Annotated in this window: 19 protein-coding genes; 3 read left to right on the top strand and 16 right to left on the bottom strand. The window is 35.7% G+C overall.

Features of this window, described 5'->3' with window-relative positions:
• Positions 1-16: 16 nt before the first annotated feature.
• From NSQ40_RS03440 to NSQ40_RS03420, 5 genes are all read right to left on the bottom strand, one after another.
• A complete protein-coding gene (locus NSQ40_RS03440; protein WP_003195147.1) occupies positions 17-649 on the bottom strand; it encodes a class A sortase in 633 nt (210 codons plus the stop codon).
• Positions 650-744: 95 nt separating this feature from the next.
• The gene (locus NSQ40_RS03435) at positions 745-2181 is read right to left on the bottom strand and encodes a hypothetical protein (RefSeq protein ID WP_033795875.1); all 1437 of its coding nucleotides are present in this window, start codon (positions 2179-2181) and stop codon (positions 745-747) included.
• Between the two features lie 134 nt (positions 2182-2315).
• Positions 2316-2789, bottom strand: coding sequence for a hypothetical protein (locus tag NSQ40_RS03430; RefSeq protein WP_018765544.1), 474 nt, complete (start codon positions 2787-2789; stop codon positions 2316-2318).
• Positions 2782-3000: a helix-turn-helix transcriptional regulator gene (locus NSQ40_RS03425; RefSeq protein WP_003195153.1), complete on the bottom strand. Its 219-nt coding sequence runs from the start codon at positions 2998-3000 to the stop codon at positions 2782-2784. Before NSQ40_RS03425 ends, NSQ40_RS03430 begins: the two co-directional genes overlap by 8 nt.
• A 112-nt stretch (positions 3001-3112) precedes the next feature.
• Entirely contained in the window at positions 3113-4357 is a 1245-nt protein-coding gene (locus NSQ40_RS03420) for a 3D domain-containing protein (RefSeq protein WP_003195154.1), read from the bottom strand.
• Positions 4358-5195: 838 nt separating this feature from the next.
• On the opposite strand from NSQ40_RS03420, the gene NSQ40_RS03410 reads away from it, so the two are divergent.
• Together NSQ40_RS03410 and NSQ40_RS03405 are read left to right on the top strand one after the other, a co-directional pair.
• The gene (locus NSQ40_RS03410) at positions 5196-5498 is read left to right on the top strand and encodes a hypothetical protein (RefSeq protein ID WP_003195160.1); all 303 of its coding nucleotides are present in this window, start codon (positions 5196-5198) and stop codon (positions 5496-5498) included.
• Positions 5499-5641: 143 nt separating this feature from the next.
• Positions 5642-6793: a VanZ family protein gene (locus tag NSQ40_RS03405; protein ID WP_003195163.1), complete on the top strand. Its 1152-nt coding sequence runs from the start codon at positions 5642-5644 to the stop codon at positions 6791-6793.
• A 4-nt stretch (positions 6794-6797) separates the two neighbouring features.
• On the opposite strand, the gene NSQ40_RS03400 is transcribed toward NSQ40_RS03405, so the two are convergent.
• The 5 genes from NSQ40_RS03400 to bdhA all read right to left on the bottom strand — a co-directional run bounded on the left by NSQ40_RS03400 (position 6798) and on the right by bdhA (position 12082).
• Positions 6798-8111 carry a D-arabinono-1,4-lactone oxidase gene (locus tag NSQ40_RS03400; RefSeq protein ID WP_033797543.1) on the bottom strand — a complete coding sequence of 438 codons (1314 nt, stop codon included), beginning with the start codon at positions 8109-8111 and terminating at the stop codon, positions 6798-6800.
• A complete protein-coding gene (locus tag NSQ40_RS03395) occupies positions 8099-9271 on the bottom strand; it encodes an amino acid deaminase/aldolase (protein WP_003195167.1) in 1173 nt (390 codons plus the stop codon). Before NSQ40_RS03395 ends, NSQ40_RS03400 begins: the two co-directional genes overlap by 13 nt.
• Positions 9272-9461: 190 nt before the next feature.
• Positions 9462-10313, bottom strand: a complete 852-nt coding sequence (cerA, locus tag NSQ40_RS03390; protein ID WP_003195169.1) for a phospholipase CerA — start codon at positions 10311-10313, stop codon at positions 9462-9464.
• 252 nt (positions 10314-10565) lie between these two features.
• Entirely contained in the window at positions 10566-10910 is a 345-nt protein-coding gene (locus NSQ40_RS03385; RefSeq protein WP_003195171.1) for a potassium channel family protein, read from the bottom strand.
• 119 nt (positions 10911-11029) lie between these two features.
• Positions 11030-12082 carry a (R,R)-butanediol dehydrogenase gene (gene bdhA / locus NSQ40_RS03380; RefSeq protein WP_003195173.1) on the bottom strand — a complete coding sequence of 351 codons (1053 nt, stop codon included), beginning with the start codon at positions 12080-12082 and terminating at the stop codon, positions 11030-11032.
• A gap of 228 nt (positions 12083-12310) precedes the next feature.
• On the opposite strand from bdhA, the gene NSQ40_RS03375 reads away from it, so the two are divergent.
• Positions 12311-13465, top strand: coding sequence for an MFS transporter (locus tag NSQ40_RS03375; RefSeq protein WP_258248440.1), 1155 nt, complete (start codon positions 12311-12313; stop codon positions 13463-13465).
• 29 nt (positions 13466-13494) lie between these two features.
• Here NSQ40_RS03375 and NSQ40_RS03370 read toward each other — a convergent pair whose 3' ends face one another.
• The 6 genes from NSQ40_RS03370 to NSQ40_RS03345 form a co-directional block, all read right to left on the bottom strand.
• The gene (locus NSQ40_RS03370; RefSeq protein ID WP_003205881.1) at positions 13495-14337 is read right to left on the bottom strand and encodes an N-acetylmuramoyl-L-alanine amidase; all 843 of its coding nucleotides are present in this window, start codon (positions 14335-14337) and stop codon (positions 13495-13497) included.
• 576 nt (positions 14338-14913) lie between these two features.
• The gene (locus NSQ40_RS03365) at positions 14914-17313 is read right to left on the bottom strand and encodes an immune inhibitor A (RefSeq protein WP_018765551.1); all 2400 of its coding nucleotides are present in this window, start codon (positions 17311-17313) and stop codon (positions 14914-14916) included.
• A 429-nt stretch (positions 17314-17742) separates the two neighbouring features.
• Positions 17743-18390, bottom strand: coding sequence for a fructose-6-phosphate aldolase (gene fsa / locus NSQ40_RS03360; protein ID WP_003195186.1), 648 nt, complete (start codon positions 18388-18390; stop codon positions 17743-17745).
• A gap of 35 nt (positions 18391-18425) precedes the next feature.
• Entirely contained in the window at positions 18426-19349 is a 924-nt protein-coding gene (gene rbsB, locus NSQ40_RS03355) for a ribose ABC transporter substrate-binding protein RbsB (RefSeq protein ID WP_033795877.1), read from the bottom strand.
• A gap of 14 nt (positions 19350-19363) precedes the next feature.
• Positions 19364-20299: an ABC transporter permease subunit gene (locus NSQ40_RS03350; RefSeq protein ID WP_003195190.1), complete on the bottom strand. Its 936-nt coding sequence runs from the start codon at positions 20297-20299 to the stop codon at positions 19364-19366.
• Positions 20300-20302: 3 nt separating this feature from the next.
• Positions 20303-21787: a sugar ABC transporter ATP-binding protein gene (locus NSQ40_RS03345; RefSeq protein WP_098187808.1), complete on the bottom strand. Its 1485-nt coding sequence runs from the start codon at positions 21785-21787 to the stop codon at positions 20303-20305.
• Positions 21788-21799 lie beyond the last annotated feature (12 nt).

Raw genomic sequence — 21799 nt, 5'->3', positions numbered from 1 at the left:
CTGAGGGATTACTCCCTCAGCTTTTTTTCTTCGCTTTTACAAACTCCCCAGTAACAACAAAACGCTTCGAGTTATCAGATACAGACACACATGTAATAAGTGTAACTTCTGTTTTCCCGTGATCTTCTACTACTTCCCATTTATCAGGTGTTACTTCTGACACATTCGTAACAACGTACTCATACTCATTTTTATTATCATATAAATAGATTTTATCGTTCTTTTTTAACGAAGATACATCGCTAAACAAAACACCTTTTTTTGACATGTTATGTCCTGCCAATGCATAATTTTCTTTTCCCATCTCTTGCTTCTCTTTTACAGTTGCTGCTCCTGATAATAAATTCTTCTCGGTAGAAGCATTTAAAATAGGTAATTTCAATGAAATACTTGGAATCTCAATACGACCAATTACTTGTGTTTTATCTAATGATGCATTCGCTACCTCTGATAAATCAGGTTGGTCAATTTTAGATGCGTCTACAAATTTCGTATCCTGTTTTTGATATTCCATCTTCTGAACAGCTTGTACATTTTCTGTTTGCTTCTTCTCTGCCATATATCCGTCATAAAATGGCTTACCAATTAAAATGCCACCTACAACAAATAAAAGAACTGCTAGTATACTATATATTCTCTTCTTATTCATACATAATTCCTTCCCTTTACAAAATCTTACTTCTATATAAGATGATAAAGTAAGATGACTATATGTACAAGTGCGAGACGAAAAGGAAAAGAAATTTATTTACTGATACGGTAAAAACTTAACACTCCATCTGCTTCATCCGCGCTCACAAATACATCTCGACTGTTTACTTTATGAATCCCTTCCGGTGCAGCCCCAGCTGATGGGGCAAGTCCAATATAAACCGGGAACATTGGAATTGTTATATCAAAAAATAATACAGCATTCGCCCTTTCAGCAGCTACTGCTAAGATGGAATTTCCTTTTATCATACCCGTCGCCACATTTTCTACTTCACTTCCGCGATTTTCACTTCTATTATCAGGATATAAACCAGCAGCTGCTACTTTTTCATCAATAAGATTCATACTATCGTACACAAGAGATCCGTCCTGACTCCATACAGAAATATTTCTCCCCCCTGATTTCACGCCATCTTTAAACTCATTTTTACCAAGATCTCCTTCATTAGCAGTAATGAGAAATCGCCCAGACGGATCCCACGTCACACCATCTGGTTCTAGGCGTGCAGTCATCTCATCTTGAAAAGATACGGTACCATCCTTTTTTAAATCTGCTTTATGTGTTGTGATGCCAAGACCAAATATATTTTCAATTCGTTTTTCTACAATATTTACAATTGCTACCGCGTTATTTTCTTGCAATGTAACAGCCACTTTATCTCCTTTTGGGCTAATCGCTACATACTCCGGCTGTGGATCATGCTTATAAATTGCTCCATTACTAATGTTACTCATATGGATTGGAAGCTCAATATGTTCCCCGCGCATGACATCGCCGCCAGGAAATGTAATCATAGAAATACTTCCTGGTCGTTTTGTTTTTTTCATATTCACTTCATTTTCATCATTTGGATCGTTTTCTTCATCTTCATTACAAATAATAAGTGTTCTTCCATCTGCTGTTAACGCTACTGAATCTGGTCCTACACCTACTTCATACGTTTTTACAACTCTCTGCGCTGCTAAATCCACTACCGCCACTTGTCCCTTATTTGCATAATATAAGTTATCTCCAGTTCGAAAAGCAGCCAATGCGTACTTTCCGTCTGGTGTAACCGTTACACTCGTTACTTCTGCTTCTGAATGAATTTCTTTAAAACTCACATTTCCTAATACTTTTATATTCTCTAAATCTGCAATTGATAGAATCTGAATTTGTCCTAAATCTGCTTCCGTAACAACAAGTGTATTCCCATCAGGTGTTGATGCTGTAATTTCAGCCTTCCCATTTGGCATTTGAAATGAGGCGATTCGATTAACTTTTGTATCCTTATGTTTTTTACCAATAAAGTCCGTCACCATCTGTTCCACTTTCCCGCGATACGCTGGGTTAGATATACTCCCCTTTGGTAACGTATCTATTTTATTCACAACCTTTTGTGCGTCCTTGTCTATTGTTTCTGCACTCACATCATTTCCTGTCCATAATACACTTGCAATCATCCCACCGTATAAGAACGCCTTTTTCATTTCCCCACTCCCTTTATTCGATACGTCCAATTTCTATCATAAAAAATATTTGTAAATCTTCACTTCGACACACATTAATTTTTTGTAAAAAATAGAATGTTTATTACAAAAAAAGACGTGCACGCGGCACGTCTTCAAGCAAATTTATTTCGATAAAGTGAAATATGGAATACAGTCATTTGTATAAAGAAGATTAAAAACACAACATATAATGGGTACGCAGGAATATACGGGGTTACAATCGGATATATAACAAGCAATGCAGCTGCAGTCGGCATAACATACCAAAGCGCCATAAAAGTCGTACGACATGCTTTTGCTGTAATGATTTCTTCCCGCTCATCATCTTGTGGAAATAACAAGGGAAACATCCAAAAAGATAATTTCTTATATTTCTTCTTTTGAACTTTATAAAAAATAGTTGATACAACAGCTACAATTAATAACAATAAAAACGGTGTGATGCTCATCGATATTTCAAATGGCACTTTCTCTGTTTGAATAATGTTTGCAAATTCCACCTCAAAATAATAGAGTTCAATAAATGCCCAGCTAGCTAATCCGATAAATAACACATTCACCACATAAGACAAAATGATTCTATTCACCTTTTTCTCCCTCCTTATTTAAAACAAACACATCCTCCATCTTCAAACCAAACACATCACAAATCGTTAGCGCTAATAACAATGATGGAACGTAATCACCCTTTTCAATCGCTGCAATCGTTTGCCTTGTTACGCCAACTTTTTGAGCTAATACGCTCTGCGTAAAGTTAAAACGGGCTCTTAGCTCCTTCACTCTATTATAAATGGTCATTTTTACCACCTCTTACCACTATTGTATGCTACACTTTACAAAATGTAAACTTAACTTAACATTTATTTTATAAAAAAATCCAACTTTACATATTGTAAAGTTGGATTTGATTTTAACTTAAAATTGTCACTTTAACACTTCGTCTGCCCCAAGCGTTAGATTTAGCTGCATCTGGCATTAATACATCGATTCTATGTCCTTTAATATCGCCACCAGTATCTCCAGCAATCGCTTCACCGTATCCTTCAACATATACGCGAGATCCTAATGGGATAACAGTTGGATCAACAGCGATTAATTTCATTCCTGGGTTTGCAGTTAAGTTATGACCCAATTTAGATTTTACAGTTTCACCTGGCTTATTTCCATTTTCAGAAGGATCAGCTGTATAAGCAGTTGCCGTTACATAAAATTCACGACCACCTTTAGCCGGTTTTGGCTCTGGCTGAGGAGTAGATGGTGTTTTTCCACTTTCAGCTTGCTTAGGCGCTGGTGCTGTTTGCTTAGCCGCGTCTGCTATTGCTTTTGCTTCTGCTTCTTTCGCAGCTTTTGCTTCTGCTTCTGCTTTTGCTTGAGCTTCCGCTGCTAATCTTGCAGCTTCTTGCTCACGAGCAATTGTTTCTTGTACTTCTTTCATACTTGATTCAATTTTTGCTTTTTCTTGTTCAGCTAAATTAATTTGACTTGCAATTTGATTATATTTTGCTTGCACAGCTTGTAAGTTTTCTTGACGCTTTTTCAAGTTTTCTTGTAAATCCGCTTGTGCTTTTGCTAATTTTTGTTTGTCTACTACTAAAGACGCTTCTTTTTCGTCAATTACTTTTTTGTCTTCTTCAATTTGACGAAGATCTTGTTCTTGCAGACGTAAAATCTCTTTATCTGCATCTAGGATTGTAGATACTGCATTCATACGTTGTAAGAAATCAGCAAAATTCTTTGATTCTACTACAACTTCTACTACTAAACTCGTATTTGAGCTATTTTGAACAGAAACCATACGTTTTTTCATAATATCTTTACGAGCAAGTACTTTATCCTCTAAAACGATAATCTCTTGCTTTTTCTGTTCAATTTGCTTATGCGTTTCATCGATTTTACTTTGAATAGCAGCTTGGTCCTCTTTGTTTTTTGTAATTGTATTATTTAAATTATGTAGTTCACTTTCAATACCTTGTATTTCTTTATTAACAGCTTGCTTCTCTTGTTCTTTTTGCTGAATATCATTGTTATTCTGCTGCAATTGCTGTTGCATGTTGTCCAGTTTCTCGTCGTTTGACTCAGCTTTTACAGCGACTGTACTAGAAAGACCAATAATTCCTGCTAATACTAGACTACTGATTCGCTTAAAATAGTTCATAATCCGACTCCCTTCTCATACAGTTATACATGATTTGTTTTACAGTTTGTTTACAAACTCATTAAATACACTTTATTTTTCATGACAAAAAAATGAAAACAACCCATAAAATGTAATGAACTCTTAACTTTTAACAACTGATTTTCATACAAATCTTACAAAATGTACATTCGTATATTAGAAACAAAAGATTACACGACATTAAAAATATTGTCAAATCCTGTAGAAACCTTACTGATACAAAATTAGTCTGTTGACAACATATGACAACCTTCTACAAATTATATAAATCCAAATTGAAAAACCATCATAAAACCTTTCTTTTTGGGCGGAAGAGAGCATCAAGCCATGCATAGAAGCAGTCAAATTCTTCCCTTGCCCCATACCAATCTAAAAAAGAAAAAAAATAAGTGCAGATCACTTTTTTATTCTTCGTAACAGTGACTTATATATTGAAAAATCGAAATAGATTTATATGGTTTAACTCTCATTTTCCCTTACATTTGATGGCGAAAGGGAATTTAAAATATTTCTCTTTTTATTGTGTCATCGTGGGGGTACTCACTATTATTTTCCTATAAAGCTGAAAGAGTTGTCCTACTAAATAGGGCGCTCTTTTTTATAAAAAATTTGTCGTCTTCCTTTTATTTACTTTGAATTTTCAGAATAGTATAATATTAAATGTATCCTACATTATAAAAATGAATTACGAGCATGATAAATCTACGTTAAAGATACCTCCATAACCTCGTAAGCATAATAGGAGGATTGCACATGTTGTGACTGAAACAGGATATTCAATTTAATTTACTACTACAAATACAAAAGGGGTGCAATCATGTTTATTGTTACAAAACTTATTCATATTAAATTCGGCTATGAAGAACAAATTATTCGTTCTCTACAAGAATACTATCCAAACTCCGGTACATATGGGTTTATTAATCTAGAATTTTCTCGCATGAAACGTACTGAGCATGGGAATGAATATATGATTCGTATATTATGGAAAACACAACAAGATTATCATGAGTGGATTTCTCAAAAACAGGAAACTACAACGATGCCATGGAAACAACAATTCAAAAGCTATATTCTCTCATCAAAATCCCATGCTACGCATGTTAAATATTTACACTAAAAGAGCCTTCTGCAAATTTGCAGTAAGGCTCTTCTTCATCCCTCTTTCCTATCGAAACAACTCGGTCTCTAAAAAATAAAATTTGATTTTACATTTTATTAAAGCTATAATAGATTCCGAATTTTTTTGAAAGGAGCCACATTTTGACAGCTTATTTATTTCCAATTAAAACAGCATTTATTCTATTCCCCTTTTTAGCAATGATTCTATTGATTCCATTTTTAATATTTAATTACAGAAAATATGGCTATTTAAATAAATGGCGTTCATTTATTTTATATTCTTTACTGCTTTACTTGTTAAACGCTTATTTTCTTGTCATCTTACCGCTGCCACAAACCTATGATACATGTAGCTTGCAGCCAGCTAGTACACAGCACGTTCAGCTTGTACCGTTTTATTTCATTCAAGAAATCAGCAACCATACAGCAGCAGTATTAGCCAAACCAGCTACCTATTTCTATTTATTAAAAGAATCTGCTTTTTTACAAGTCGCATTCAATGCACTATTAACGATTCCAATCGGCATATATTTACGTTACTATTTCCGCCTTGGTTTTTTACAAACAATCTTCTTTTCACTTTGTCTCTCACTATTTTTTGAGATAACACAAGTGACTGGATTATACGGTATATACAATTGCGCATATCGTTTATTTGATGTCGATGATTTATTTTTAAATACACTTGGGGGAGCAATTGGTTATTTCATCGCACCGATATTCACGTACTTCCTTCCTAAATCAAATGAATTAGATGCACATGTCGATTTAGCTACGAAACCAGTTGGATTTATTCGTCGTCTTATCGCACTGCAAATTGATTGGATTTTCTTATCTATTGTTGTGCCAGTTATAAAAAATAAAGGGAATTCTATTTTCATTTCTAGTATCCAGTCTTATACCAATCTATATGAACTTATTTTCACCCTATGTGCGGTCTTCATTTATTTCATCGTCATTCCGTATTTGACGAACGGAAAAACAATTGGTAAAGCATTGCTTCGTATTCATATAAAAGGTAAAAATGAGCGAATTACCATTAAAGAATTATTTATTCGTTACGGCCTGTTCTATTTTGTTTTAGGTGGAATGAACTATATTCTCTCTAGTAGTTCCATATTGAATCAGACTAATCCATTAACTATGCTCATTATATTACTGTTTATGTTCTCAATTAATGGTCTCTTCATTATACATGTCCTATTACATGTATTTAGTCGAGATAAATTATTATTTTATGAGCATATAAGCCATACACGAAATGCAATTACACTCCAAAAAGCTGACAAATAATTTGTCAGCTTTTTTCATAAATAGAAAACATTTTTGCTACATATGGATTTAAAAACATCCCCATTGGATCTACCTTTCCTCTAACTTCCAAGAAAGAATTTAACTTTGGATAAACACATTGTAATGGTTCATATCGCATTGTATGCATTTTCCCCCAATGTGGACGCCCTTCGTACTTTTGAAAAATATGTTCTATTGCTGTAAAGTACGCAGCATATTTCATTCCTTTATACATATGCACAGCGATATACGCTGAATCTCTTCTATAAGCAGGACTTATCCATATATCATCTCCCTTTACATAACGACATTCAATTGGAAAATGAACTTGGAATTTCTTCTTTTCAATGAGGTTGTAAATTTCCCCTACTACCTCTTTCATATACTGCGCTGGGACACTATACTCCATTTCATAAAAACGAACATTACGAGATGTAGCAAATATTTGATAACTTGGACCAATTGTTTTCGCACTCGGCACTGCCTTTGCTGACAGTCTACTAACTCCTTTACTTATAGAAGGAATCCACTTGCATCCTTTAGACAATAATGAAAAAGCTATATTTTCAAGTAGTTCTGTCTTGATCTTATGCCACTTTAAATCTATCCCTTTCTCTGCTGTTTCATTTGTAATTTTCACTTGGACATCATCTGAATACGGAAACACAAAAAATTCAAAATGACGATGTTGCTTATATTCCTCTAGTTTGTTTATTACAGTAGAAAATGATTCCTTTCTGCTTTCATAGATAAGTGAATAAGCTGGAATGACTTTTAATTTAACTTTTACAATGATTCCCAGCATACCAAGAGATAACTGAAATGCCTTCCAAAATTCAGGATTCTCTTTCTCAGAACAAACAATAATTTCTCCAGATGCCAGCACAGCTGTAACTTCTACTACTTGTGTTGCCAAACTACCAAATTGAATACCTGTTCCATGCGTTCCTGTACTAATTGCTCCTGCAATAGATTGCGAATCAATATCTCCTAAATTTTCCTGCGCGTATCCTTTGTCTTCCAGCAGTTTTCCTAAGTTATATAACTTTGTTCCGCCCCATACTTCTACTATGAATGATTGTGAATCCACGTCTACTATCCCTTGTAGCTCATCTAAAGAAATTAGAATTTCCTCTGTTTGAACAAGAGGTGTAAAGGAGTGTCCTGATCCAACAACACGAATTCTCTTTCCCTGTTCCTTTGCAAACTTTACTACTTCTATCACATCTTGTATATTTTTTGGATACATCGTATATTGTGGATTCCCTTCTACATTCCCTGCCCAATTTCTCCATTTCTGCCCTTTTACAGAAAGCATTGGCCATCCCCCCGGTATGTTGAATACTCCCCTATCACTTTGTTACCTACAATACGATGTAACGATGAGAAACGCTCACATAGTTCTCCGGCTTTACTATGCCGAAATAACATGCCATCCCCAACCGTTAGATGTTCTGAACCATCATAATAAACGGGCGTTTGTACTTCTCCAGCTCCCTCTAAAGCTAACAACTTTGCCCCACTTGGCTCCCAAATCTCAGGCTGTTTGTCTTTCCCAACTGCTCCTGAAGCCATATATCCGCCACCGAGGCAAGTATATATATGTTGGCTTGGTTGTCTAACAATCGGCAACGCAAAGCCAACAGCTGGTTCAAATCTAATATCTTTATAGTAATCAAAGAGCTTGGGAGAGTAAAAAGCAGAACCTATTGTAATCTCTGTAACGGATTCATCTTGCATTGTCGTTTTTATACTTCCTGTGCCTCCTCCATTTACAAAACGAAGTGTAATTCCTTGTTCTTGCAATGCTCGTACAACGCTCTGTCTACGTTCCATCACTTCAAATACAGATTTTCTCTTTAAATAAGAAACTATTTTATTTTTAAAACCTTGCTTTGGTACATCGTCCCCAACTCCTGCAATCTGTGCCTCATAGCCCATTACACCGTCTATTTGTAAAACGGAAGATTGAATTGCTTTTTCAATAACGTTTAAAGCCTCAGAGGTAGTACGTATAGGAGAACGTCTAACACCAAAATGAAACTGAAAAAAATGACTACTCATATCGATATCAATACAAATTCGAAAGCGTCCACCTGTTTCTATTGCAATTTTCTCTAAATAAGCAATATGTTCTATGCAATCTACCATACAAGTGATTATAAATCCTTGTTTTGTAAGCAAACTAATTTCCTGAAGTGCTTGTTCATCATGTACAGGATATCCAAGCAACAAATCATTAAATCCTTGTTTTATTAAGAATATTACTTCTCGTGGTGAAAAACACATAATGCCTTGAAAACAACTATTAGAGGCTAAAATTTTCTTCATCACTGGAACAGATCGTAACGATTTACTAGCAATACGAACTTTCTTTCCTCCGCACAATTGAACAATTGACTCAATATTTCTTTCTAACGCTTCTTCATCAAGAAATGCACATGGTAAGGGAACCTTTTGAAATATGTTACGCTCCACATTGTTCTCTCCCCTTCTATATATATGTCTTATACATATTGGAAAGAAACTATCATTTTCCTGTGTCTAAACAAAAAAAGTTTCTTCTTTACGAAGAAACTTTTTAACTATTTCAATAGAAGTGATTACCTGTACTGGATCATGAATCATTATACGTGTATGTTTTTTAACTAAGAAGTAACCCAGCATTCTAGCGATTTACATATGTATCAAACCAAAGCTGAATATATCCCGCTGTGACACGCTGTGCTTCTACTAAACGTTTTCCTGTTGTTAGTGTAACTTCTGCACGCCATTTATCTGCATATTCTTGTGAAACTGCCGCTCTTACGAACCAATCTTTTGTAGTGCCATTTACAATACCAGCATAATCTTGCTTAGCAGCTACAGCCGCTCCATGAATCCAGTCTTCAGGATTTACTCCTTTCCAATTCCAATATCCATTTCCATCAGCCACTTTATAATTATTTTTTATTGTATCTACAAAATTTTCATATTTGGAGTGGAAACCTTGTGGATAAGAAAGATTTGTAAAGTTTGCTGCATGCATTGGTTGATTTACATCTCCTAAGTAATGAAGCGATAAGCCTAAATAGAAGAATGCTTGTTTTATTTCTTGCTTTTGATAGGCTTCACCAGCAAGTTTAAAATATTTAGCCCCAGTTTCTTTTGCCTGCTTAGCAAAAGGTATATATGTCTTCCCTGTGTCAGGATCGTAGAAATGAGAAGCAAATGTACTGTTATCATAATAAGGGTTTTCATAATCAGCAGCATATATACCATTCTCTAACTCTGTACGCCATTCATTTAATAATGCAACTTGATCTTGTTTTACAACCGTTGTATTACGAGACATAATATCAATTGCACGATTGACAATCCATAAATGGGAGTTTACACCTTCTGCATGTTTATCTTCAGCAGACCAATATTGAATTACTCTTACCTTATTTCCGCCCTCATTTTCATGGGCAAACGCTACACTTTGCAATGGTGCTACTAATGTAATAGCTGCTGCTAAGGCTAATACTTTCTTTTTCATATGAAAACCTCCGTTTATATTTAATTTACTTGGAATATGTAATTCAAATCATATGGTTAACCTACGATTAGAATATCCCACCTTTCTACTCATTTCTATTGAGAAAATAAATTATACGAATATTCACATTATTATAACTCTATGGATAATATGTTTCATTTGCATTATAGTAAACGAATATTAAATTCCTGCAAAGAAACAGCTAAAATATTGTAAAAAATAGAAGCAATCAGGTGCATATCCTGATTGCTTCTATTTTTTCTTTCGCCCTGATAATATACTTGATAATTGAACATTTACTGCTAGCTTATGAATAAATCCAAACACTAAACCAATTCCAATGAAAATATAGAAAATCGTAAAGATTTTTCCAAAGTCTGTTTGCGGGCTAAAATCTCCATAGCCAACTGTCGTTAATGTAACAACGCTAAAATATAATGCATCAATCGTGCGTAATCCTTCTACCGTACTGTAAAAAATAGTCCCTGATAGTAACGTTATAATCGTTAATACAAATAACACTTGAAATTCTTTATCTTTCCACGCTCTTGAACAAGCTTTTAGCATTCGTTTCAAAGTTAGTAAAAATGAAACCATGTAACTCTCCCTTCCTACTTAAACAATTTAGTCAAAGGAAAGTCTATCACCTTTCTATCCACAAAAAAAGTAGCCTTCTTCTATTTCTAGAAAAAGACTACTTTCTTCTATATTATATATTATTTAGGTGAAACAAGAATTTTCACTTGTTTTTTATCTTTTACAAGCGCTTCAAATCCTTCTTCTACAACTTGATCCACTGTAATTTTTTTCGTAATTAATTTCTCTGCTTGAATTTGACCAGAGCTAATTAATTTAATAACAGATGGGAAGATGTGACGGTATCCAAGAATACCTACAACTTCTTTTTCTTTTAATACTAAGTTGTTTGGAGTAATTGTCGCATCTTTTTCCCAGACACTGACGATTACAGTTTGTCCTTCAAAGCTTGTGCTTTCAATTGCTTGACGAAGTACAACTTCAACTCCTGTTACTTCGAAGCTAATATTTACGCCTAAACCGTTTGTTAAGTTACGGATTTCTGCTACCACATCTTGCTCTGCTGGATTTAATACGTAATCAGCACCTGCTAATTTTGCTAACTCTTGACGTTCTTTAGAAAGTTCAACTGCGATAACAGGTGTTGCACCTGCAGCTTTAGCAGCTTGGATAACAAGAAGTCCGATTGGTCCACAGCCAAATACAGCTACAGCTTCGCCTTCTTTTAACTTACTTTGACGCACTGCATGAACTGCAACTGCTGCTGGTTCTACAAGTGCACCTTGTTCATAAGTCATTTCATCTGGGATATGGTGAACCATATCTGCTGGTACTACAGTATATTCAGAGAAGCCACCGCCATCTCCACCAAGACCGTGGAAAACAAGTTGTTCACAAACGTTATAATGACCATGTTTACAAGCTTCACATTTACCACAAGAATAAATAGGTTCTACAACAACGCGGTCCCCTACTTTATGATTCGTAACACCTTCACCGATTTCAACAACTTCTCCACTAAACTCGTGACCTAAAATAACAGGTGCTTTCACGTGTGTTAGTGGATGTTCTTCTGTTGGAATAAAAATAGGTCCTGCTAAATATTCATGTAAATCTGTTCCACAAATACCACACCATTTAACTTTGATCTTCACTGCTCCTGATCGTACAGCTGGTTCTGGAACTTCTTCTACTCTTACATCACGTTGATTATGCCAAAGTAATGCTTTCATTTTATGCATCCCTCTCTATGTATATATACTTAACCTGGTGAAGTTTACCAATCTATTATAGTACTCTTATCCATATATTTCAAAAAACCAATCTGGATTTCACTAAATTTTAACAAAAAAAAGTTCACTTTTTTGTCACTTTGTACTTTTTTCCACATCTGTTAATTCAATTTCATTGCAGGCGAAATTCGCATTATGCCATAATAGCAGAGGAGAGGTGAACATCGCTTGAAATATTTCATTTATTTTATTGTTATCGTAGCGTTTTTAGATACATTTTCACAATTACCAATTATGAGTACTTACGCGCAAAGCCTCGGGGGAACTCCTCTTATTATCGGTCTCGTTGTAGGGATGTACTCGTTTGCCAATATGATTGGCAATATTATCGCAGGTGCATCTGTTGATAAATTTGGCGCAAAGAAAGTACTCTATATGAGTATGGGAATTACGAGTCTCATAGTGTTATTGTATACTGTTGTTCAAAGCGGCGAGCAATTACTCATCGTTCGCTTTTTACATGGATTTAGTGATGGCTTCTTAATCCCTGCAGCCTTTACTTTCCTATCTAAACAAACGAAATCTACAAAACAAGGAAAAGCAATGGCACTATCTGGTGCCGCTGTCGGAACAGCAGCTATCGTTGGCCCTGCTTTCAGTGGAATTATGAAAGCAACCGCAGGTGTAGAGTGGGTCTTTGTTACGATTTCTATCTTAATGGTATTCGGAACAATCGTATCCCTGTTCTTATTACCAACCAATGTGACTAGAAAAGACACATCACGGACGCAAATGATGAACAAAGAAGATATGATAGAATTACTAAAATCCGAACCATTATTACAAGCATATATTGGTGCTTTTACATTAATGTTTTCACAAGGAATCGTCACATATATGTTACCGGTAAAAGTAGAAGCACTAGCACTCAAAGCATCTACAACAGGCATGATGCTAAGTGTATTTGGGATTACTGCCATCCTCTTCTTCCTACTGCCAACAAATCGTATTTATGATCGCTTTGACCGTTCAAAAATGATGCTAATTGGCATCACAGTCATGGCACTTGCCTTATCATTACTTGGCATATTTACAACAAAAGGTATGCTCTTTGTTGTTATGATGATTTACGGAATTGGATTCGCCATCCTCTTCCCATCTATTAATGCTTTACTCGTTGAAAATACAACTGAAGATAAACGCGGAAAAGCATTCGGATTATTTTACGCATTCTTCTCATTAGGTGTTGTCGCTGGATCCTTTACAGTTGGAGCAATCGGGGCATCACCGAGCGTAAGCTTTGTAATTGGAACAGCATTCTTACTAACATTTGCTGGAATGATTTATTTCAGAGGAAAAATAAAAGAGACAATGATGAATTAGCTCATCATTGTCTTTTTTCAATCAAATCTTTATTGTAAAACCTCAATATATGAAGGATTAGCAGTTATATAGCTTCCTGATTTTAGCTTATACATTTTTGAACCATTTACAGTTAACGTTGCCACAACAGTGAATACATCACCTTTTTCCACAGTACCAGCCTTTGCATTCCAATCAGGTTGATTATAATAATATAATTCTTCTGTTTTCACACGAATTAAGAATGTTTTCTTCTGTAATCCAAATGCCTTTACTAAACCATTTACATGCCCTCTTGCAAGTTGTTCTCTAAATGTTGCATTACCTAATTTTTGAGCATCTTCTGCTCGATCAATAAACCCATTTTCAGTTAATACTGCTGGCATATTCGTTTCTCTTAACACATGGAAATTATTTGTTTTGATCCCTCTATCATCAAGGTCAGTTGTTTTCATAATTTCCTGATGAATTATATTCTGGTAAGTCGTAGTTGGTGCTCCTGCATTTGGATAGCTATAATCTTCATAACCAGAGCCACCACCACTGTTAATATGTACAGATAAGAAGAAATTTGCTCCCCAATTATTTGCATCAGTTGTTCGCTGTGTTAGCGTAGGATATACATCACTTGTACGACTCATTTTAATTTCATGACCTGTATACTCTGCATTTAAAATGTTACGAATACGTAATGCGATATCTAATGTTAAATCCTTTTCTCGTAAACCATTTCCAACCGCTCCTGTATCTGTTCCCCCATGACCTGGATCAAGATAAATCTTAACTGTCTCCGCACTTGCATGTGCAGTTGGTATAGCAAAATACATACATGCTACACATAATAAAACAATACTACTTTTCACAAAAGCTGATAATTTTTTCAATGCTGTCAATTACTTTACTCTCCCTATATATATAACTTTACAAATATTTTCTACATTTCCTTCCTAAAAAAGGATTTCAATTAAACTATTAAACTATCACTATCTTAATTAATTCCTTTGAATTTTACTCAAAATAAAAAACAAAATCAATATATAATTTTGTTTTTTATAAATAATTATTTTTTTAGATTCAAAATCAGTAAAAACTTGAAATATATGTATTCATAAACGACAAAAAAGGAGTAAACTCTATTTATCTCTATATCAAAAAAATGTATTTTCATTTCATATATTTAAAAATTCCGCTTGTTCTTTTTTACTTTTCAGTAATAATCGTATCCGAATACTACTCATTGTAAATTGCTGAAACTCGTCTTTCTTCTATACCAATCATCTTGATACACTCTTCACTCATTTTTCAAAAAATGTATAAATACCAACTATGTCTCGACAATTTCCTCGGAAATATTCCTTTTCCCTACACCATTTGATAGACTGTATATAGGTAAACAATGTGTATTACACAAAGTAAAAAAGTACGTTCTTTCTACGAAGAACGTACTTTTCTATTTTATTACTAATCTATTAACGACGAATCCAAATAGCTCCTGCCGACTTATCATCTGCTTGCCCAACAACTTGGAATTTCAGCCCTAATTGCGGCACTTTTCGTCCCGCATCAGGAATTTGAGTGTTACTGTATACTTTAGAATCATCAAATGTTGCAACACCTGGTAAGCCTGGGTAATTAAATTGTCCACGTGTAAATGAATTTACATTCCACGCCGGTGTTTGATCAAGTGAAAATGCAGCATCTGCAATTTGCAACCCTGTATTACCGTATACTGGTTTTCCATTTAAATTTCCAACAACAGCTTCTGGGTGAGAATCAACAACACCAAGGAAGCCTTCACCAGGATGCCTGCCAACCCAGTTATCTTTAAAACTATCATCTGCATACCAAACAACAAGACCAGTATTATATACTGGACCTCTCCCTACTTTTAACCCTTCATCTGAGCCAGCATAGTTTCTCCACTCTAAATAATAATAATGTGGTTTCTTTTCTGTTCCATCAGAAACGACAAAACCATTTAACTTCATTTTCGCTTGTCCTTCTGCATCATCTGAAAATACCACTTTTCCATCGACTGTTACATTCACATTATCCATTGCAAATCCTTTATATGTTAAAGCAGGATCTGTAATATAATCAAATTGCAATTTCACTTTCTTCCCTTTAAATTGACTTAAATCATATGATTTATCAATCCATTTTCCTTCTGTCGTATCTTGGTCACCTTTTACTACTTTATCGCCTAGTTTATCGATTAATGTTTTTGTTCCATCTTCTGTCACCGCATGCACTTCAATAAAATCACATTCTGCTTCAAGTTCATAGTTTGCTTTATAATCAAATTTCGCATTAGCTGCCTTCGTTAAATCAAACAATGGTGTTTCTAATGTTGTATGCATATCATCGCCTCTTGTACTGTAGTATGCATGCTTGCCAAATCCAGTTTTAATTGTTTCAACACTTTTCTCAGGTAAATTTACACGTACAAGACCTGGACGATTGGATTTTGTAACACTTTGATCAATATATGTAGGGAAACCTACTCCACGTTTTATTTTATCGTAATCTACTTCTACAATTTTCGCCCAGTTTCCATCCATATTTTTTTGTAAGAAATCTTTATTTTGCGGTGAAAAACTTGTTGGTTCTGTCCCTGCGATTCTTCCTGTCCAGCTACCACCACTCATTAATGACCATGCTTCCACAGGTGATCCAGCTCCAGTATAGTTCGTATCATATTCATCTGGTAAACCAAGATCATGACCAAATTCATGAGCGAATACGCCAACTGCACCATCCTCAGGCTCAATTGTGTAATCATGTGCAGCAACTTTTCCATCCCAATATGAAACTTTTGACTTTGTCCCTTCAATTGCAACTGGATCTTGTGCTAATTTAGAACGATGTGACCAGATTGCATCATCACCTAATTTACCGCCACCAGCTTCTTGACCAACCCCAGCATGAATGACCATTAAATGATCAATTACACCGTCTGGTTCACTTTGATTTCCATCACCATTTGTATCATAACGATCAAACTGGTCAAATTGAGATAAATCTAATCCTTTCTCTGCTGCTGCTTTTAAGGCTTCTTTCACAAGGTCACGTGCCCCTTTAGGCCCTTTATTATCATGACCAGTCTTACCATCTGCTCCGTAATCTGCTGCTTTCCCAGGAACAGTTAACCATTCTGTTACATAACCATCTGTCGTATAACTACCACCAGACTGCTCTTCATAATATTGTTTAAATGTTTTTACTTTTGAACCATCGAATAACGTGAATGGTTCATTACCGAATAACATTTTTTGATAATGCTCTCTACTAAAGTCGTTCGCATACATATAACCAGGGCTTTGTTCAATATTATTATGTTTATAATCACTAAACTCTACAAGTAGTACAAGTACTTTATCTGTACGAACAGCTCCATTATATGGAGCCTGCTTTGCTGGAGAAGTTGGTACTTTTCCATTTAACTGTTTTTTATTTTGTGAAGGCGTTTGCTCTGAGCTAGCATTTTCTACAGACTTCTTCACTTTTTCCTTTTCTTCCATCTTTTTTTCTTTTACTTTTTTCACGAAATCAGATGCCTCTTTAGCAGGGTCATCCGGAAGAATTTCTTTATTTGGCTGATCACCTTTCTTTTTTTCAATATATTGTTCTACAGCCTTTTGTGTCTCTTCTTTTGATGCTGATCGATCAATCGTTCCACGTTCTTTTAAAGCTTCAGCCAAGCGCTCTTCTTGAATTAAATTGTTATCAATTGGAGTTGTTGAAATACTTCCTTTTGACTGAGATGTTGTTTCTGCATAAGCTACTGATGTACCAAGTGCAAATGTGCAACCAAGCATTGTCGTGATTGCCAAAGATGAAAATACTTTAAACGGTGTTTTTCTTTTCATTACTATTTCCTCCCTTATTAATTGTAACAAGACTTAAAATTTAGATAATTGATAATATGGAATGCACAATATATATAAGTTCTATAATATAGACCTATCCCCCCTTCTATATACAATAAAAAAGACATAGTTCTATAATCATGGAATAGTAATTATTCCCTTATAGAATCATGCCCTCCAGTCCTCTGGTCAGACCCTGTACTGATTATTTACCTCGTATCAAAAAAACTCACAAAAAAGAGTTATTTATTATATATTAAATAACTTAGATAGAAAATTTAAAAGACAATATGCACAATTGCATGAAAATTCTTTTATTCATTATTTTACAAACAAAAAAACTACCAAGGTTAACGTGATGCTAACCTTGGTAGTTTTTGTTTCCCCCTCATAAACGGGGACCAATCCTTCACAGATGGAAGTTTCACTTTATTTCCCTTGTGTTTTCTCCCAATCAGCTAAGAATTTCTCAATTCCTTGATCTGTTAACGGATGTTTCACTAATGCGCCAATTACGTTTGCCGGAATTGTTGCAATGTGTGCACCGTTTAATGCTGCGTCTGTTACGTGAACGCTATGGCGTACAGATGCTGCGATAATTTCTGTTTTAATGTCATGAATTACAAAGATATCAGCGATTTGGCGAATTAAGTCCATACCATTATGACCGATATCATCTAAACGACCTAAGAATGGAGATACGTACGTTGCACCTGCACGCGCTGCAAGCAATGCTTGTACTGCAGAGAATACTAACGTAACGTTTGTACGAATTCCTAAATCAGAGAATGCTTTTACTGCTTTTAAGCCTTCTTTTGTCATTGGTACTTTTACAACAACGTTTGGAGCAATTTTTGCTAATTCTTTTCCTTCTTCAATCATTTTATCTGATTCTAGGCTAATAACTTCTGCACTTACAGGTCCTGTTACAACGCTGCAAATTTCACGAATACGTTCATGGAAATCTACGCCTTCTTTTGCTACAAGTGATGGATTTGTTGTTACACCTGCTAATACGCCTAAATCATTTGCCTCTTTAATTTCATCAATGTTTGCTGTATCAATAAAAAATTTCATTTGTTTTTCTTCCTTCCTAAATGTAAGTTTATATTTTATTTTTTCTTAATAAGCTCTAATTCAATCGGAATGAATTTTTCCACTTTTTTACCTTGGTTCACTTGTCTTGCTGTTTCCATCGCTTTCTCTCCGATTAATTCTGGTTTTTGCGCAACAGTTGCTGTCATACGTCCGTCATTAACCGCTTTCACAGCATCATCTGTGGCATCAAATCCAACAACAACCACATCTGTTTTTCCAGCAGATTTTAATGCTTCCAGCGCACCTAATGCCATTTCATCATTATGAGCAAACACTGCTTTTATATCATTATTTGCCTGCAATATGTTTTCCATAACTGATAATCCTTTGGCACGGTCAAAGTCTGCGGCTTGCTTTGCAACAACTTTTAGCCCCTTATCGGCAACTTTATGGAATCCTTTCCCACGCTCACGAGCAGCGGATGATCCAGGAATCCCTTCTAACTCAGCAACATTTGCACCTTCACCAACAAGCTCACGAATGTAGTCACCAGCCATGCTTCCACCTTCTACATTATTTGATGCGATGTGTGAAACAACTTTTCCTGAGTTTGCAACGCGGTCTACTGTAATGACAGGGATGTTTGCTGCATTAGCTGCACTTACTGCTGAAGCAACTGCATCTGAATCTGTTGGGTTAATGACAACTACATCAACGCCTTTTTGAATTAAATCCTCAACATCATTCGTTTGCTTCGCTGCATCATTTTGTGCATCAACAGCAATTAACTCAATGCCACTATCTTTCGCCTTCTTTTCTGCCCCTTTTTTCAACGTAACGAAAAATGGATTGTTTAAAGTTGAAACAGAAAATCCAACTTTAATAGTTTTATTTCGACTTTTATCGCTAGAATCCTTCGCCCATTCCGGTGGTTCCATTGAACAACCAGCAGTGATTACCACTATGAGTGCAACGAGTACAAGTAACCATTTTTTCATGAATTGTCCCTCCATTATGCTTCTTTTCGACGATCAATTAATACAGCAAGTAAGATCACAAGCCCTTTTACAACTTGTTGGAAGAAAGAAGATACACCTAATAAATTTAGACCGTTATTTAGTACACCGATAATCAGTACACCAATGAACGTGCCGACAATCCAACCTCTTCCACCAGAAAGACTTGTTCCTCCTAATACAACTGCAGCAATTGCATCTAATTCGTAAGAAGAACCAGCAGTTGGCTGTGCAGAATCTAAGCGTGATGTTAACACGATACCCGCAAGCGCTGCCAGAATTCCAGAAAGACCATAAATCATTACTTTTATTCTTGTTACATTAATACCTGATAATGCCGCTGCTTCTTCATTTCCACCAATTGCAAAAGTACGGCGACCAAACGTTGTCTTCTTTAAAATAAAGTACAATGCAGCAAAAGCAATCATCATCGTTACAGCTGGTACGGGAATACCAAGAAAGTAACCACGGCCAAACATTTGAAACATTAAGTGATCACCAAGGCCAGTGATCGGACGTCCGTCCATATAAACAAGCGTAAGCCCTCGGAAAATGGTCATTGTTGCTAATGTCGCAATAAATGGTGCCACTTTTCCTTTCGCAATGATGATACCGTTTACAATTCCCATTACAAGCCCAGCCAATAATCCAACTGCCATTGCAAGGAACGGATCCATGCCACTTGCCATCATTCCAGCAACAAGTGCACTTGATAATGCTAAAATAGAACCTACCGATAAGTCAATACCCCCAGTTAAAATAACGAAGGTCATTCCAAATGCAATGAGTGCATTAATCGATACTTGGCGTAAAATATTAAATAAATTTGGTATTTCAATAAATGCTGGATTTAATGCTGTAATAACTACAATAATCAGTGCCAATCCAATTAAAGAACCTAGCTGCTGCAATATATTCCCCTTTTTAGCCATAACTTACTCTCCCCCTGTAGCTAATGCCATAATGGACTCTTGTGTTGCTTTATCTTTCTCTAAAATACCGCCTACTTTTCCTTCATGAATAACAAGGACACGATCGCTCATTCCCAAAACTTCTGGAAGTTCGGATGAAACCATAATAACCGCATCCCCCTGCTTTGTAAGCTTGTTCATAATAGAGTAAATTTCTTTTTTTGCTCCAACATCAACGCCCCGTGTTGGTTCATCTAAAATTAACAGCTGCGGATGGATTCCTAGCCATTTTGCAATAACAATCTTTTGTTGATTTCCACCAGAAAGTGATTTGACGGCTTGTTCACCATTTGCCGCTTTTACATTGAGAAGCTTCATCATATCCTCTGTGAACTGTGCTTCTACTCCTTTATCCATCACACTACCTTTTGAGAGATTCCCTAGATTTGGCAATGCTAAATTTTCACGAATAGAAAAATCTAAGACAAGCCCTTCTGATTTTCGATCTTCTGTAATAAAGGCAATTCGCTGCCGTATTGCATCAATTGGACTATCAATTTTCACTTCTTGCCCATTCATAAATATTTGGCCCGAATCTAACGGTTCATGTCCAAATATCGCCTTCATAATATCAGTGCGGCCAGCTCCCATTAATCCAGCGACACCGAGAATTTCACCTTTTCTCACTTGAAACGAAATATTTTCAAACTTCCCTTTTTTCGTTGCGTTACGCATTTCAAAAATAACTTCACCGATCTTCGCATCGCGCTCCGGATAGCGCTCACCGATGCTGCGACCAACCATCATACTCACTACTTCATCAAATGATGTTTCTGGAATTAACCTCGTTCCAACATATTCCCCATCACGTAAAATCGTAATAGCATCACAAATAGAAAGGATTTCTTCCATGCGATGTGAAATGTAGACGAACGATACGCCTTCTTTACGTAATTTATTAATAACCGTAAAGAGTGTTTCAATTTCGCGGTCCGTTAAGGCTGCTGTCGGCTCGTCCATAATAATAACGCTTGCATTTGTCATTAAGGCCTTACCAATTTCAATAATTTGCTGCTGTCCAACTGATAATTCCCCAGCAAGCATAGCCCCTTTTACGTGAAGCCCAAGACTTGCTAATTGTTGCTGCGCTAACCCATTCATTTGCCGTGTACGTAAAATGCCTGTTTTGCCGTACATCAACTCTTTCCCAAGAAACATATTTTCAGCAACTGTTAAGTTCGGTAATATGTTCAGCTCTTGATGAATAAAAGCAATTCCGTATTCCTCAGCTTCTTTTGCGTTTTTAAATGTCCGTTCTTGCCCATCAATCGTGACTTGACCACTATCTTTCGTATATACACCTGTTAAAATTTTCATGAGCGTTGATTTTCCTGCTCCATTTTCCCCCATCAGTGCATGGACTTCTCCTGTTTCAATACTAAACTGTACGTTTTTTAAAACAGGATTACCATTGAACGCTTTCGAAATATTTTTCATTTCAATACGCATTCTCATCACATC

Origin of the sequence: Bacillus sp. FSL K6-6038 (assembly GCF_038050455.1) — a bacterium.
Classification (GTDB): Bacteria; Bacillota; Bacilli; order Bacillales; family Bacillaceae_G; genus Bacillus_A; species Bacillus_A pseudomycoides.
The sequence above is the reverse complement of the archived record's forward strand: the minus strand, read 5'-3'. Positions and strand labels throughout refer to the sequence as shown.

Coding starts and splice junctions, on each gene's coding strand:
- bdhA (WP_003195173.1), bottom strand. CDS start 12,082: ATGAAAGCATTACTTTGGCATAATCAACGTGATGTAAGAGTAGAAGAA.
- NSQ40_RS03420 (WP_003195154.1), bottom strand. CDS start 4,357: ATGAACTATTTTAAGCGAATCAGTAGTCTAGTATTAGCAGGAATTATT.
- NSQ40_RS03400 (WP_033797543.1), bottom strand. CDS start 8,111: ATGCTTTCTGTAAAAGGGCAGAAATGGAGAAATTGGGCAGGGAATGTA.
- NSQ40_RS03440 (WP_003195147.1), bottom strand. CDS start 649: ATGAATAAGAAGAGAATATATAGTATACTAGCAGTTCTTTTATTTGTT.
- NSQ40_RS03350 (WP_003195190.1), bottom strand. CDS start 20,299: ATGGCTAAAAAGGGGAATATATTGCAGCAGCTAGGTTCTTTAATTGGA.
- rbsB (WP_033795877.1), bottom strand. CDS start 19,349: ATGAAAAAATGGTTACTTGTACTCGTTGCACTCATAGTGGTAATCACT.
- NSQ40_RS03425 (WP_003195153.1), bottom strand. CDS start 3,000: ATGACCATTTATAATAGAGTGAAGGAGCTAAGAGCCCGTTTTAACTTT.
- cerA (WP_003195169.1), bottom strand. CDS start 10,313: ATGAAAAAGAAAGTATTAGCCTTAGCAGCAGCTATTACATTAGTAGCA.
- fsa (WP_003195186.1), bottom strand. CDS start 18,390: ATGAAATTTTTTATTGATACAGCAAACATTGATGAAATTAAAGAGGCA.
- NSQ40_RS03365 (WP_018765551.1), bottom strand. CDS start 17,313: ATGAAAAGAAAAACACCGTTTAAAGTATTTTCATCTTTGGCAATCACG.
- NSQ40_RS03410 (WP_003195160.1), top strand. CDS start 5,196: ATGTTTATTGTTACAAAACTTATTCATATTAAATTCGGCTATGAAGAA.
- NSQ40_RS03385 (WP_003195171.1), bottom strand. CDS start 10,910: ATGGTTTCATTTTTACTAACTTTGAAACGAATGCTAAAAGCTTGTTCA.
- NSQ40_RS03435 (WP_033795875.1), bottom strand. CDS start 2,181: ATGAAAAAGGCGTTCTTATACGGTGGGATGATTGCAAGTGTATTATGG.
- NSQ40_RS03345 (WP_098187808.1), bottom strand. CDS start 21,787: ATGCGTATTGAAATGAAAAATATTTCGAAAGCGTTCAATGGTAATCCT.